This window comes from Noviherbaspirillum sp. UKPF54, from assembly GCF_007874125.1.
GTDB lineage: Bacteria > Pseudomonadota > Gammaproteobacteria > Burkholderiales > Burkholderiaceae_D > Noviherbaspirillum.
In genome coordinates this window covers 3362918-3376540 of the sequence record NZ_CP040128.1, presented here as the reverse complement: position 1 = coordinate 3376540, position 13623 = coordinate 3362918, and the positions used below count along the sequence as shown (strand labels likewise).

The 13623-nt window shown below is 62.2% G+C and carries 15 protein-coding genes; 9 read left to right on the top strand and 6 right to left on the bottom strand.

Annotated elements, in window-relative coordinates:
• Positions 1 to 98 precede the first annotated feature (98 nt).
• Positions 99 to 740 (bottom strand): TetR/AcrR family transcriptional regulator, encoded by a 642-nt coding sequence (locus FAY22_RS15590; RefSeq protein WP_168204852.1) that lies wholly within the window; start codon positions 738 to 740, stop codon positions 99 to 101.
• A gap of 88 nt (positions 741 to 828) precedes the next feature.
• Between FAY22_RS15590 and FAY22_RS15585 the strand changes: the two genes are divergently transcribed.
• From FAY22_RS15585 to FAY22_RS15560, 6 genes are all read left to right on the top strand, one after another.
• Positions 829 to 1188, top strand: coding sequence for a DUF1304 domain-containing protein (locus FAY22_RS15585; RefSeq protein WP_146331065.1), 360 nt, complete (start codon positions 829 to 831; stop codon positions 1186 to 1188).
• Between the two features lie 99 nt (positions 1189 to 1287).
• Positions 1288 to 2766, top strand: a complete 1479-nt coding sequence (locus FAY22_RS15580; RefSeq protein ID WP_146331064.1) for a DNA-3-methyladenine glycosylase 2 — start codon at positions 1288 to 1290, stop codon at positions 2764 to 2766.
• A gap of 2 nt (positions 2767 to 2768) precedes the next feature.
• Complete coding sequence (locus FAY22_RS15575; protein ID WP_146331063.1) at positions 2769 to 3245, top strand: methylated-DNA--[protein]-cysteine S-methyltransferase; 477 nt, start codon at positions 2769 to 2771, stop codon at positions 3243 to 3245.
• Between the two features lie 152 nt (positions 3246 to 3397).
• Positions 3398 to 3667, top strand: a complete 270-nt coding sequence (locus tag FAY22_RS15570) for a hypothetical protein (RefSeq protein ID WP_146331062.1) — start codon at positions 3398 to 3400, stop codon at positions 3665 to 3667.
• Between the two features lie 60 nt (positions 3668 to 3727).
• Positions 3728 to 3949 carry a hypothetical protein gene (locus tag FAY22_RS15565; RefSeq protein ID WP_146331061.1) on the top strand — a complete coding sequence of 74 codons (222 nt, stop codon included), beginning with the start codon at positions 3728 to 3730 and terminating at the stop codon, positions 3947 to 3949.
• 265 nt (positions 3950 to 4214) lie between these two features.
• On the top strand, positions 4215 to 5135 hold the full coding sequence (locus tag FAY22_RS15560; protein ID WP_146331060.1) for a cation diffusion facilitator family transporter: 921 nt from the start codon (positions 4215 to 4217) through the stop codon (positions 5133 to 5135).
• Between the two features lie 43 nt (positions 5136 to 5178).
• Here FAY22_RS15560 and FAY22_RS15555 read toward each other — a convergent pair whose 3' ends face one another.
• The gene (locus FAY22_RS15555; protein WP_146331059.1) at positions 5179 to 5394 is read right to left on the bottom strand and encodes a glycine zipper 2TM domain-containing protein; all 216 of its coding nucleotides are present in this window, start codon (positions 5392 to 5394) and stop codon (positions 5179 to 5181) included.
• A gap of 130 nt (positions 5395 to 5524) precedes the next feature.
• On the opposite strand from FAY22_RS15555, the gene FAY22_RS15550 reads away from it, so the two are divergent.
• Entirely contained in the window at positions 5525 to 5932 is a 408-nt protein-coding gene (locus FAY22_RS15550; protein WP_146331058.1) for a GFA family protein, read from the top strand.
• Positions 5933 to 5996: 64 nt separating this feature from the next.
• Here the strand turns inward: FAY22_RS15550 and FAY22_RS15545 are convergent, their stop codons facing one another.
• From FAY22_RS15545 to FAY22_RS15530, 4 genes are all read right to left on the bottom strand, one after another.
• A complete protein-coding gene (locus FAY22_RS15545; protein ID WP_146331057.1) occupies positions 5997 to 8609 on the bottom strand; it encodes a DNA topoisomerase III in 2613 nt (870 codons plus the stop codon).
• 334 nt (positions 8610 to 8943) lie between these two features.
• Positions 8944 to 9420 (bottom strand): DUF494 family protein, encoded by a 477-nt coding sequence (locus FAY22_RS15540; RefSeq protein WP_146331056.1) that lies wholly within the window; start codon positions 9418 to 9420, stop codon positions 8944 to 8946.
• A gap of 210 nt (positions 9421 to 9630) precedes the next feature.
• Positions 9631 to 10743: a DNA-processing protein DprA gene (gene dprA, locus FAY22_RS15535; protein WP_146331055.1), complete on the bottom strand. Its 1113-nt coding sequence runs from the start codon at positions 10741 to 10743 to the stop codon at positions 9631 to 9633.
• Between the two features lie 8 nt (positions 10744 to 10751).
• Positions 10752 to 11879 carry a LysM peptidoglycan-binding domain-containing protein gene (locus FAY22_RS15530; RefSeq protein ID WP_146331054.1) on the bottom strand — a complete coding sequence of 376 codons (1128 nt, stop codon included), beginning with the start codon at positions 11877 to 11879 and terminating at the stop codon, positions 10752 to 10754.
• Positions 11880 to 12058: 179 nt separating this feature from the next.
• On the opposite strand from FAY22_RS15530, the gene def reads away from it, so the two are divergent.
• Entirely contained in the window at positions 12059 to 12598 is a 540-nt protein-coding gene (gene def / locus FAY22_RS15525) for a peptide deformylase (protein WP_146331053.1), read from the top strand.
• 45 nt (positions 12599 to 12643) lie between these two features.
• Entirely contained in the window at positions 12644 to 13597 is a 954-nt protein-coding gene (gene fmt, locus FAY22_RS15520) for a methionyl-tRNA formyltransferase (protein WP_146331052.1), read from the top strand.
• Positions 13598 to 13623: the final 26 nt, after the last annotated feature.

Here is a 13623-nt window from a genome sequence, read left to right as displayed (position 1 = left end):
AATCGAGTGTAGCGTAAAGCGAAAAAGCGTGTGGCCTGCCGGGTTGACCGGGCCACAAGCGTTGCCGCACAGGATACAGGCGCGGCCCGGCCCGGCCCTTACGGGCGCACGTCGCACAGTCCGCGCAACATCGCGTGCAGCGCGCGGCGCGCATCCGCCAGCGCCGCCTCGATTGCCGCTTCTTCGTCCGGCAGCGTCTGGACCGCGCTGTAAATCAAGCCCAGCACCAGCCAGGCGAGGCGTTTCGGATCGCCCGGACCGAACACGCCCGCCTGCTGCAAGTCTTCGATGACGCGCGTCATGGCGCCGTGCCCGTGCTGTTCGCGAATTGCCTGCCAGCCGCTGGCGCCGAGCACGGCCGGCGCCTCGACCAGTCCGATGCGGCGCAGGCCGGGATCGACGCCGGCGGCAAGCAAGGCATCGATGGCCGCGATGAAGCCGTCCCAGCTGCCGCCGCCTCGGGCGAGTGCGGCTTGCCGGGCGCGCATAGCCAACGCCACCATGCCGCATTCGAGTTCCACGGCGACGGCGGCAAACAAGCCCTTCTTGTCGCCGTAATGGTGATACAGCGCGCCGCTGGTCACGCCGGCCTGGACGCACAGCGCGCCGACCGAGGTCGCTTCATAGCCCAGCCGGGCGAACAAGTCCTTTCCCGCGGCGCGCAACGCTGCCTGCGTGGCAGCCGCATTCTCTTTTCTTCCGTCGCGTTTTTCTTCGGGGCGGGCGGCGTCGTGCGGCATTTCTGGAATGTTCTTTCTATTATCCGTTTTGACTGGCATAACGTAATTATGTATTGTTGCTTTTGCCATTTCAACCTGGAGCGCGTTCATGTTGCTTGTTGCCAAAATTCTTGCCGGTCTCGTACTGGCGATCCATGTCTATATCGTGTTGCTGGAAACCGTGCTGTTCAAGACGCGCGGCCGCAAGGCCTTCGGCCTGAGCGGTGCGCAGGCGGAAATTCTTGCGCCAGCCATGTCGAACCAGGGTTGTTACAACGGCTTCCTGGCGGCGGCGCTGGCAGTCGGCTTCATGCATCCCGACGTCGCCATTGCCCATGCATTTACTGTGTTCGGATTGGCATGCGTGACGGTGGCCGGCATCTGGGGCGCGCTTACCGTACAGATGCGCATCTTGTATGTGCAAACCGTGCCGGCTGCGCTCGCGCTGGCTGCGCTGTTCCTGGCGTAATCCGCATTCGCTTCAGCTGGCAGATGCGCGGCGAATGATGTCCGAAAACGGCTAGACGCTGGCCGGCCCGGCGCGTATAACGACTCCATGGAAAACACCATGGACAATCCGGCAGCCGGCGCTGCCACGCTCGATCGCGCCGCATGCTACCGCGCCCTGGCGGCGAAAGACACGCGCTTCGACGGCGTGTTCTTCACCGGCGTCAAGACGACCGGCATTTACTGCCGGCCGGTCTGCACCGTGAAGACGCCGCGCGAATCTTCCTGCCAGTTCTTCGGCTCGGCAGCCGCCGCCGAAGCCGCCGGTTTCCGGCCCTGCCTGCGCTGCCGCCCCGAACTGGCGCCGTACGCGCTGCAGCAAAATCTGGCGCACGCCGTTTGGCAGCGCATCGCCGGCGGCGCACTGAACGACGGTGACCTCGAGCGGCTGGCGCGGGAAGTCGGCTTGTCGTCGCGCCAGCTGCGGCGCGTGCTGCTGCAACACTTCGGCGTCACGCCGATCGAACTGGCGCAGACACAGCGCCTGCTGTTCGCAAAAAAACTGTTGCAGGAAACTTCCTTGCCTATGGCCGAAGTCGCGTATGCCGCCGGCTTTGGCAGCGTGCGGCGCTTCAACGCTTCGTTTTCGCAACGCTACGGCATCGCGCCGACAGCCATCCGGCGCGCCGTCGAGCCGGCCGCCGCCGGGCCCGCACCGCGCGCCGCGCTGACCTTGCGGCTTGCCTACCGGCCACCGTTCCAGTGGCAGCGCGTGGTCTCCTATCTTGCCGGGCGCGCCATTCCCGGCGTCGAGGCCGTGCTGGAGGAGAACGGGCAGCAAGCATACATGCGCAGCGTGCGCCTCGGCGAGCTGCAAGGCTGGCTGCGCGTGACGCATCAGGCGCGGCGCGCGCAACTGGAGGTCGAGGCGGACGCGGCGTTGGCGCCGCTGCTCATGCCTTTGCTCTCGCGCGTGCGCGCGCAATTCGACCTCGATGCCAATCCCGCCGTAATCGATGCGCACCTGTGCCGTGATCCGCTGCTCGCCGAGCGCATCGGGCGCTGGCCCGGCCTGCGCGTGCCCGGCGCGTTCGATGCGTTCGAACTGGCCGTGCGCGCGGTGCTCGGCCAGCAAGTCAGCGTAGCCGGCGCCACCACCTTGTCCGGCCGCCTCGTCGTCCGCTTCGGCGATGCGGCTGTCACGCCGTTCGCGCCGCTGACGCATCACTTCCCGCGCGCCGAAACGCTGGCGGCGGCTGCGGAAGACATCGGCGCGATCGGCTTGCCGCGCGCGCGCGCGCAGACGATCGCGGAACTGGCCCGGTTCGCCGCGCAGGGCGGATTGCAGATGCGGCCGGGCATCTGCCTCGACGAAGCCGTCGAGCGCCTGAAATCGGTGCGCGGCATCGGCGACTGGACCGCGCATTACGTCGCGCTGCGCGCCCTGCGCTTTCCCGACGCCTTCCCGGCCGGCGACCTCGGCTTGCAAAAGGCCGCGGCTGCAGACGGCGAGCGCCTCACCGAAAAACAACTGGCGGCGCGCGCCGCTGCCTGGTCGCCCTGGCGCGGCTACGCGGCGCTGGCCTTATGGATGGGATAAACATGATCTATTACTCCGAACATCGCAGCCCGCTCGGCACTCTTCTGCTTGCCGCGACCGAGCGCGGCTTGTGCGGGCTCTATTTCGAGCAGCACAAGTACTTCATCGGCCCGCAGGGATGGTGCAACGACGGCGCGCATCCCCACGTGCGCCGTGCCGCGCTTGAGCTCGACGAATATTTCGCGGGCCGGCGTCGTACGTTCGACGTCGCGCTGGACCTCGGCGGCACGCCATTCCAGCGTGACGTATGGGATGCGTTGCTGGCGCTGCCGTACGGCGCCACCACAAGTTACCAGTCGATTGCGCAGCGTATCGCCAGACCGAATGCGGTGCGTGCCGCCGGTACCGCTATCGGGCGCAATCCGGTGTCGATCATCGTGCCTTGTCACCGCGTGCTCGGCAGTTCCGGGGCGCTGTCCGGTTATGCGGGCGGATTGCCGCGCAAGCAGTTTCTGCTTGCCCACGAGCGTGCCGCTTGATGCGGCGGACGCGCGGGCGGAGGGTTGGCCATTAAGGCAAGGGCGTCCGCGGGCAAATCAGGAAATGGCCGCGCACCGGTTGTCGATCAGGTGCGCTATGCGGCAAGACGTAAACGTTGAACAGGGATCGTGCAAAGGGCTGGCAGCGCGGCATGCGGCAGGTAAAACAGTCTGCCTGGTCGGCGAGCCGCCATGCCGCATGCACTGGTAAAGGCTGTCCGACCAATTCGTTCCATGGCCTGCCGCCCGCCGGATGGATTGCTTATTGCGAGCTGCTGTCGCCGCCGCGTGCCGGTTTGGACTCGGTGCCGGGATTGGTCATGCCAGGGGTGCTGGTCGACGATCCGCTTGTGCCCGGCATGCTGCCGGAAGTGCCCGAGCTCGAATCGCTCGGTGCGGTCGTGCCGGTACCGCTCGGGTAGGTGCTCGATGAGCCGGAGCTGCTCGGATAAGTGCTCGACGAACCGGAGCCGCTCGGATAGGTGCTGGAAGAACCGGATGACGAACCCGACGCGCCGGAGGTATCGGAGGAGCCGGAAGCGCCTGAAGTCCCCGCGGTGCCGGACGAACCGGAACTGCCCGAGGCGCTGCTGCCTGTGGTGCTGCTGCCCGAGCTGCCCATGCTGGAGCCGGATCCGCCGGGCGAGCTGCATGCCGCCAGTACCAATGCACATGCTAAAGGGATAGTCCATTTCATCATGTAATTCTCCTGGAAAAATTGATTCGATAAAGCATGAAAAGCCCTTCATGCCATAGTTGCATGCATGCGATTCTGTAGAATCTGTCAACAAGCGAAAGTTCCGGAGCATGTTCATGTTGCTATCATCCGGAGAACGGTTTCGGCAGCGGCGATAAAAACTGGAAACGTTGCGTGTACAGCATTCATCGCGCCGTCGTCACGCCAGCGCGCGCCTGCTGTCAAAGGCCATGGCGGCGGGCTCACAATTTTCACCTTGAATAACAATATCTATGTCATCTCCTACCGAAGGTTCCACCAAAGCGATTTTTTATGCGCTCGGCGCAAACGGCGGCATCGCCCTCGCCAAGTTCGGGGCGGCGCTCTACACCGGTTCCGGCGCCATGCTGGCCGAGGCGATCCACTCGCTGTCCGACTGCACCAACCAGGTCTTCCTGCTGATCGGTCTGAAGGAAGCGAAAAAGCCTGCCAATGAATTCCATCCCATGGGCTATGGCCGAGTCGTGTATTTCTGGGCGATGATGGTGGCGCTGCTGTTGTTCTTCCTGGGCGGTGCGTTTTCCGTGATGGAGGGCATCAGCCACTTGCGGCATCCGGAGCCGCTCAGCAGCCCGCTGGTGGCGCTCATGATCCTCGGCGTATCGGTCGTGCTCGAAGGGTTTTCGCTGTATGGCGCGATGAAGGAAATCCGCAAGATCGCGCACGGCAAGCCGTTCATGCAGTGGTTCCGGGAGACGCGCCAGTCGGAGCTGATGGTGGTCGCCGGCGAAGATATCGCCGCGCTGTGCGGCCTGGCGCTCGCATTTCTCGCCGTGACACTGACGGTCGTCACCGGCAATCCGGTGTGGGATGCGGCCGGTTCGATCGGCGTGGGCTTACTGCTGATGGTGGTTGCCGTGTTCATCACGCGCGAAGTGAAGGCGATGATCACCGGCGAATCGGCTGCGCCCGAAGTGCATGCCGCCATCAAGGCGCATATCGAGGCGCGCCCGGAAGTCGAAAGCGTGCTGAACCTGATTACGCTGCAATGGGGCGAGCAGCTGATGATCGCGGTGCAGGCGAAGATGCGGTCGCAGCAGTCCGATCGGGCGCTGATCGACGCCATCAACGTGGTCGAGGAAAGCCTGCAGTCACGCTGGCCACAGGCGAAATGGTGCTTCTTCGAACCGGATATCGAAACGGGAAAGGACTGACGCGCAGTGCAGCGCGTCCCGTGGTTGCCTCTCGTTTGCCGGTTTAAGGCTTGGTCACCTGGTTGCCGATGACGCCGCCGAGGGCAGCTCCGCCGATCGTGCCCGCAGTGCTGCCGTTGGTGACAGCATTGCCGGCGGCTCCGCCAAGGACTGCACCACCGGCCGTGCCCAAGGTTTGGCGGCTCGGAGTGCCGCATGCTGTCAGCGAAACGGCGAATGCAAGCATGCATGCAACAGAGATCAAGCGACGTGAAGACATATTCCCTCCGGGTAAGTTAGGAATGACAGCGCACGCCGGTCAGCGCGCGTTTCACGATTTCAAATTGTTATTGTTCGACCGATTGCAATAGCATGAAGTTCCAGAAAGATATTGATTGCGAAGGATAAGCATGATCACGGGAAGTTGCCTCTGTGGCGCAGTGCGATACGAGTATGGCGGTGAATTCGGCACCATCACCGTGTGTCATTGCAGCGACTGCCGCAAGGCGCAGGGCAGTGCGAGCGTGGTCGCCGCGCCGGTCGAAGCGGACAAATTCCATTGGACGCAAGGGCGGGACATGATCAGCGAGTATGAATCTTCGCCCGGCAAGAAGCGTGCATTCTGTCGGCAGTGCGGCGCGCCGCTCTATTCGCGCAAGGATGACTCGCCGGGCTTGCTGCGGCTGCGGATGGGCACGATCGATACGCCGACCGATGCCAGGCCGGCTGCACATATTTTTGCGGCGAATTTGCCGGCATGGGCGGCGATGGACGATGCATTGCCGCGTTATGAAAGGCACGAGCCGGGACGCGACTGAAAACAAAAGGCCCCGGCTGGGCCGGGGCCTTTTCTTGCCTGTGGCGTTTTTGCACGCAGTGCTTTTACGCCGCTTTCTTGGCAACAGATTTTTTTGCCGCCGCTTTCTTCACCGCCGGTTTTTCGGCTGCTTTCTTCTCGGTCTTTGCCGGGGGCGATTCTTCTTCCTTGGCGGCGGCCTTGCCCTTGGCCGGCGCCTTTGCCTTGCGTTCCTCGAACTCGAAGCCGACCTTGCCGTTCTTGTCCCTCACCAGGAAAGCCTTGAACGGGCGGCGGGTGCGCTGCGAAATGAAGCCCGGCAGCAGATCGGTCTTGCCTTCGTTGAGCAGCTTGGCCATCTGCTCCGGCAGGATTTCCTGCTGCAGGATGATACGTCCGCTGCGGAAATCGCAGGCCTTCGGCTTGGCGACGGTTTTTTCGCAGACGTAAGCCAGCCCCATCTCGTACACATTGCTGCCGCACTTCGGGCACGGTCCCAGCGGCGTCTGTTCGGAGAAATCGACGCCTTCGCCTTCTTCCCCTTCGTCCTGACTCTGGCCGAAGTCGAATTCCAGCTTGTAATTGTTGATGTCTTCGTCGCGCACGATTTTCAGGATCGCGGCAAACGGACGGCCCATCTTCGAGCGGAAGCCCTGCAGCGGGCCGATCTCGCGCTTGGCCAGCAATTCCTCGACTTCCGCGATTTCGAACTGGCGGCTGCCCGGCACTTTGCTCATCGAAAATTCGCATTGCGTGCAAGCGAAGCGCCGGTAGTTTTCCTTCACTATGCCGCCGCAGTTCGGGCAGGGCGTCTTCAGCGTCGCATAGTCGCCGGGGATGGTGTCGTTGTCGTATTCCTTCGCGCGCTTGACGATAATCTGGGTCATCTGCGCGATCTCGCGCATGAATTCTTCGCGGCTGATCTTGCCGCGCTCCATCTGCGACAGCTTGTATTCCCATTCGCCGGTCAGCTCCGGCAGCGTCAGTTCGTCGACGCCCAGACCGCGCAGCAAGGTCATCAGCTGGAATGCCTTCGCGGTCGGGATCAGCTCGCGTCCTTCGCGCAGCAGGTATTTTTCGTTCAACAGGCCTTCGATGATGGCCGCGCGCGTGGCCGGCGTTCCTAACCCCTTGCCGGCCATCGCCTCGCGCAATTCCTCATCGTCGACCAGCTTGCCCGCGCCTTCCATCGCCGACAGCAGCGTCGCTTCCGTATAGCGCGCAGGCGGTTTCGTGACCAGGCCGTTGGCGGTGACCTTGTCGGTCTTGACCGTTTCGCCCTTGGCGACCGGCACCAGCGTGCCGGCGTTTTCCTTGTCCTCGTCGTTCGCCGCTTCCTTGCCGTAGATCGCCAGCCAGCCGGCGTTGGTCATCACCTTGCCTTCGGTCTTGAAGGTGTGGCCGGATACCTCGGTAAAGCGCGTGGTGACCAGGTATTCCGCTGCGGGGAAGAACACCGCCATGAAGCGGCGCGTGACCATGTCGTACAGCTTCTGTTCAGGCTCCGACAGGTTCTTCGGCTGCTGCCCGGTCGGGATGATCGCGAAGTGGTCGCTGATCTTCTTGTTGTCGAAGATGCGCTTGTTCGGCTTGACCCAGTTGTTCTTCAGGATCTGCTTGGCGAACTGGTGGTAGTTGTTGTTCTCCGCGACGACTTCCAGCGTCTGCTTCACCGTGTTCAGATAATCTTCCGGCAGGTGGCGCGAGTCGGTACGCGGATAGGTGAGCACCTTGTGCTTTTCATACAGCGCCTGCGCCAGCGCCAGCGTGTTCTTGGCGGAGAAGCCGAAGCGCGAATTCGCCTCGCGCTGCAGGCTGGTCAGGTCGAACAGCGCGGGCGCCAGTTGCGTTGCCGGCTTCGATTCTTCGGTGACGGTGCCGGGTTTGCCGCGGCAGGCGGCGACGATCGATTCCGCAGCGGCCTTGCTCCACAGGCGCTCCGCCTTTTTCTCCGGATCGGCCTCGTCCTTCTTGAACTTGGTGTCGAGCCAGCGACCTTCATACACGCCGGCGGCGCACACGAATTCGGCGCGCACTTCCCAGTAGTCGCGCGGCACGAAATTCTTGATCTTTTCCTCGCGCTCGACCACGATCGACAACGTCGGGGTCTGCACACGACCCACCGTGGTGAGATAAAAGCCGCCTTCCTTCGAGTTAAACGCGGTCATCGCGCGCGTGCCGTTGATGCCGATCAGCCAGTCGGCTTCGCTGCGGCAGCGCGCGGCATCGGCCAGCGGCAGCATCTCGCGGTCTTCGCGCAGATGCGCAAAACCGTCGCGAATGGCGCCCGGCGTCATCGATTGCAGCCACAGACGCTTGATCGGCTGCTTGGCTTTCGCGTATTGCACGATCAGGCGGAAAATCAGTTCACCCTCGCGTCCCGCGTCACATGCGTTGACGAGGGATGTGACATCCTTGCGTTTCAGCAGCTTGTTCAGCACCTTCAGGCGCGATTCGGTTTTCGCAATCGGGTTCAGCGCGAAGTGCGGCGGAATCATCGGCAAATGCGTGAAGGTCCATTTGCCGCGCTTGACGTCGTATTCCTCCGGCACGGCAATTTCGACCAGGTGGCCGACGGCGGAAGACAGCACGTACTCGTCGGATTCAAAGTACTCATCGTGCTTGGTGAAGCCGCCGAGCGCCTTCGCGATATCGTTCGCGACAGAGGGCTTCTCTGCGATGATGAGGGTCTTAGTCATAACGGTGTTCTCGAAAGGGGGGCAAACAGGCGCGCGATATAAAATATGCAACCATGCTAGGCATGCGGTTGCTTAATTACAAGCCTCGCTAATATATAGCAAGTATCTGGAATCCATCTCCCAAATATCAATGTGGGCCGGCAAGCTGGCGTGGCGCCGCCACCTTATGCGACGGTCAAGTTTGCTGCAAGTTCACCAACATTTGTCGGACGACTTCGGTTTAGCGGCCAATGATAAGCGTGTTGCGGCGGAATCCGCAAGCGAGGAGACGGTGAAACCGGCAGGGAAGATAGGCTTGGCTGTTCGATAACAGCCGGATGGGAGTGAAATCGAACTAGTGCAGCAGGCGCGGCTCGGCGTCTTCATCGTCTGAAAACAGCTCGTCGAAGATCAGGCCGTCCGGTTCCTTACCCTGACTCCACAGGACCAGCAGCACGATGACTTTCAGCTTGTCGAGCGAAACCTGGGTCTCGCTGATGGCAAGGGCGCGTTCGATCACAATTTCGCGCTGGATCGGGCTGATGACCTTGGCCGCTTCCAGGAACTGCAGGAAGCCCACGCCGTCGGTGCCGAGCACATCGGCTTCCTGCTGCGCATAGATGCGTATGCCGTCGGAAAATGCTGTCTGCTGCGGAAAACGGTCGGAATATTCGTTGGTCGCTTCTGCCAGGTCGGTCAGCCAACCCAGCGCCTTGGAAATCTCTTCTTCCTCGAAACCGACTGCGGACAATTTTTTTACCAAGGCTTCCGAATCCGGGCAGGCTTCAGGCCGGTAATAGGTTTCGTAGAGATAAACGAGAACGTCAAACATGATTCTACTGTAGCGTTAAGGCCGTCTTCATACAAGCTACGCGACGACCGGGTTGTGAATAACTGACACTCTCGTGATGAATCCTTTCTTGTCTTTCTACACGAGTTTAATCAAGAAAAGATGTGCCAAGCCCAGCGACAGTACAAAATGGGTTGATGCCCTATGTAGAAGCATATCTCAAAACCAAAGATGCGCACAACGTGAAATGTATCAGGATGTGGCAAGGCGCCTGACCAGCCCGCCCGGCAGCATTTCGATGTGGCCGTCCAGTTCCAGCGTTAGCAATTCGGCATGCAATGCGGCGATATCCAGTTCGCAGCGTGCGGCGAGCGTGTCCAGATCGGCTGGATCGTGACCCAATGCTTTCAGCACGCTGGAAGCGATGCCGACGGCAGGCAACGCTGCCGAGGCCGGCGCGGGTTGCAGCGACCCGGGATGCTTGAGTTCATCGAGCACGTCCTGCGCCGATTCGACCAGCTTGGCGCCTTGCTTGATCAGCAGATGGCAGCCCTTGGACAAGGGCGAATGGATCGAGCCCGGGATCGCGAACACGTCGCGTCCCTGTTCGGCAGCCAGGCGCGCGGTGATCAGCGAGCCGGACTGCGCGGCCGCTTCTACCACGAGCACACCTTGCGCCAGCCCGGAAATGATGCGGTTGCGGCGCGGGAAATTGGCCGACATGACCGGCGTGCCGAGCGCGTATTCGCTGACGATGCAGCCGCCTTCGGCAATCATGTGCGCCAGCGCGCGGTTGCGGGTGGGGTAAATGATGTTCGCGCCGGTGCCGATGACCGCTACAGTCGATCCGGCGCCGCGCAGGCCCCCGTGGTGCGCCGCCGCGTCGATGCCGAGCGCCATGCCGGAGATGATGGTGAGACCCGCCTGGCTCAGTGTTTCGGAAAATTTCTCTGCATTGCTGATGCCCTGTGCGGTGGCATTGCGGCTGCCGACCACGGCCAGAGCAGGGCTCGACAGCAAATCGGTCCGTCCCTTGACGTACAGGATACACGGCGGGTCGGTGATATCGAGCAGGGCTTGCGGATAATCGGTGTCGGCCAGCGTCAGCACGCGGTTGCCAGGCTGCTCGGCCCACTCCAGCGTCCTGTCCGTCAGCGTCCTGATACCGTCCGACACGGGCGCGAGCAGGGCTTCGGCCACGCGCTCGGACACTACCTCGCGCAGCGCTGCGTGGCTGGCTGAAAAAATATTCTGCGGCAGTCCGAAGGCGGCGAGCAGCTTGCGCGCTGTCCCGCTCCCTACGCCCGGCGTGCGTTCCAGGCGCAGCCAGTGCGCGAGGTCATCGGTCCAGGCGGGGTGCGTCATCCGGCGGCTTAGTCCGCGGCTTCCTGATCGGGCGACTTCGCGACATCGCCGACCTGCACGCTATCGGTTACTTGCATGACCAGGCCGTAGGAGATGTTGTCGAAGACGCGGAACACGAACAGGCTGCCGTACTGTGTGTCCGGGAGCTTGACCTGTTTCTTGCCGAAGGAACCGATCGACCACGAGCTGTTGTCGGTCTTGTCGATCACGACGCGGCCCAGCCGGTACAGTTCGAGCACGGTGCCCAGGTCGACGCCATCCTTTTGGCCGCGGTTGATGCTGACGATCTGGTTCTGGCCGGCTTGCGACACGCCGCCATAGACCGACACGATGCGGGCGTCGAGCGCTTTTTCCGGCGGGTGCGGCACATAGTTGAGAATCGGCGAGGGCGGCACAGGCAGCAGGCGGTCGCCGACGCCCATTTCCTGCTTGACGCTGACCACCTTGAAGCTGTGCGCTTCGTCGGGCGTCTTGGCGGCACGATCGAGCTTCACCGTGCCGAGATAGGCAGCTTCATAGGCAATAACCGCGTTGGTCACCGGGTCTTTCAGCGGTGTGCCGGGACGAAACACCTGGAACGAGGTGCCGCCCTTCAGGTCGCCGCGCACATACGCGGTGTCGTTCTTGCCGAGGATGACGCGGCCTTCCTGGGTCGCCATGATGCGCGGCGTATCGTTCAACCCCTTTTCTTCGACAACCACCGGTTGCGACAGGAAAGGCTCGATGACACCCGACGGAATCGACGGTACGGCCAGCTTTCCCAGGCCTTCGGTGCGGATTTGCGGCTCCAGGCGTACGGTCGGGATGCCGCCGGTATTCGCATCGCCGGTTCCCGGCTTGTTCAGGCTCAGGCGTCCAGTCTTGCGGTCGAAATAGACGATTTGCCCGGGATAGATCCAGTGGGGATTGCGGATGTCTTCCTTGTTCATGCCCCAGACCTGGGGCCAGCACCATGCATGCTTGAGGAACTTGCCGGAAATGTCCCACAGCGTGTCGCCGCGCACCACCACGTGCTGGTCCGGCGCGTTCGGCAAAAAGGCGCAGCGCGATCCATTTCCCGCTTCATCGTTGGTGGCCGCCAATCCGTGGGCGGAGGCGAAAGCGAGAATGAGAGCGGCTGTGCTAAACTTTTTCATGATCTGTCCAGTGAGCGTGCGGCCGGTATTCAAATGATTCTTGGCGCCGCAGCGTATTGTCAGTGTGCGAAGAGTTGACAGCAAAAACTTGTCAAAGTGAATCAAATTCTGCACATAAATCTTTGAACTAGCAAGAGAAACGACACTCTTATCCTGTCGCATTGTTGTACAAAAGCCGTATGTCTTTATTAAATATCCTGCGTTATCCCGATCCCCGCTTGCAGAAAGTGGCCAAGCCGGTCACCGTGTTCGACGAGCGTTTGAAGCGGCTGGCAGCCGACATGGCCGAGACCATGTATGACGCGCCGGGCGTCGGTTTGGCGGCAACGCAGGTGGACGTGCATGAGCAGCTGGTGGTGATCGACACGTCGGAAACGCATGACAATCTGCGCGTGTTTATTAATCCGGAAATCGTCTGGGCCAGCGAGGAAAAGCAGGTGTATGACGAAGGCTGCCTGTCGGTGCCCGGCATTTACGACGGCGTCGAGCGGCCGGCGCGGGTGCGGGTGCGGGCGCTCGACCTCGACGGCAAGGCATTCGAACTCGAGGCCGACGGCTTGCTCGCGGTATGCATCCAGCATGAAATGGATCATCTGAAAGGCAAGGTATTCGTCGAATACCTGTCGCCCCTGAAGCGCAACCGCATCAAGACCAAGCTCCTGAAGGAAGAGCGGGAAATGGGCCGCGACCGCAAGCGTGCCGTGGCCGGCGCCCGTTGACGATGCGTTAACGACGCTGCAGTGATGGGGGTACAATCCTCCCCCATGAAAATCATCTTTGCCGGTACCCCCGAATTCGCCGCAGCCGCGCTCGCTTCCCTGCATGGAGCGGGCTTTGAGATTCCCCTCGTCCTGACCCAGCCTGACCGCCCGGCCGGCCGCGGCATGCAGCTGCAGGCTTCCCCCGTCAAGCAGTTCGCCCTAGCGCACGACATTCCCGTCGCGCAGCCGGTGTCGTTGCGGCTGGACGGAAAATATCCGCAGGTTGCGCAAGAAGCGCATGAATTGCTGAAGGCGACGCCGCACGATGCAATGGTCGTTGCCGCCTATGGTCTGATCCTGCCGCGCAGCGTGCTCGACATCCCCAGATACGGTTGCATCAATATTCACGCATCGCTTTTGCCGCGCTGGCGCGGCGCGGCGCCGATTCATCGCGCCATCGAGGCCGGCGACACCGAAACCGGGGTGACCATCATGCAGATGGAAGAGGGGCTCGACACCGGCCCGATGCGCCTGATCGGACGCGTGCCGATTGCCGCCGACGACACGACCGGCAGCCTGCACGACAAGCTGGCTGCGCTTGGCGGTACATTGATTGTGGAGGCGCTGCGCCAGCTGGAGCGCGGCGCATTGCCGTGTACGCCGCAACCCGAAGCCGGTGCCAACTATGCGGCCAAGATCAGCAAGGAAGAAGCGGCGCTGGACTTTGCGCAACCGGCGCAAGTGTTGGCGCGCAAGATCCGCGCATTCAATCCCTTCCCGGGAGCTTCGGCAGCGTTCAACGGCGTGCCGATCAAGCTGTGGCGTGCCGAGCTTGTGCCAGGCACATCCGGCAAGGCGCCCGGCCAGGTGCTGGCCGCCTCGTCCCAGGACGGCGTCGTTGTCGCGTGCGGCGAAGATGCGCTGCGCCTGACCGAGTTGCAGAAGCCAGGCGGCAAGCGCCTGCCTGTGGCGGAGTTTCTCAAGGGGTTTGCCATGCAAGGCGGCCGCTTCGAGTGAGCGGAATCCATCGGATATTGTTTCGT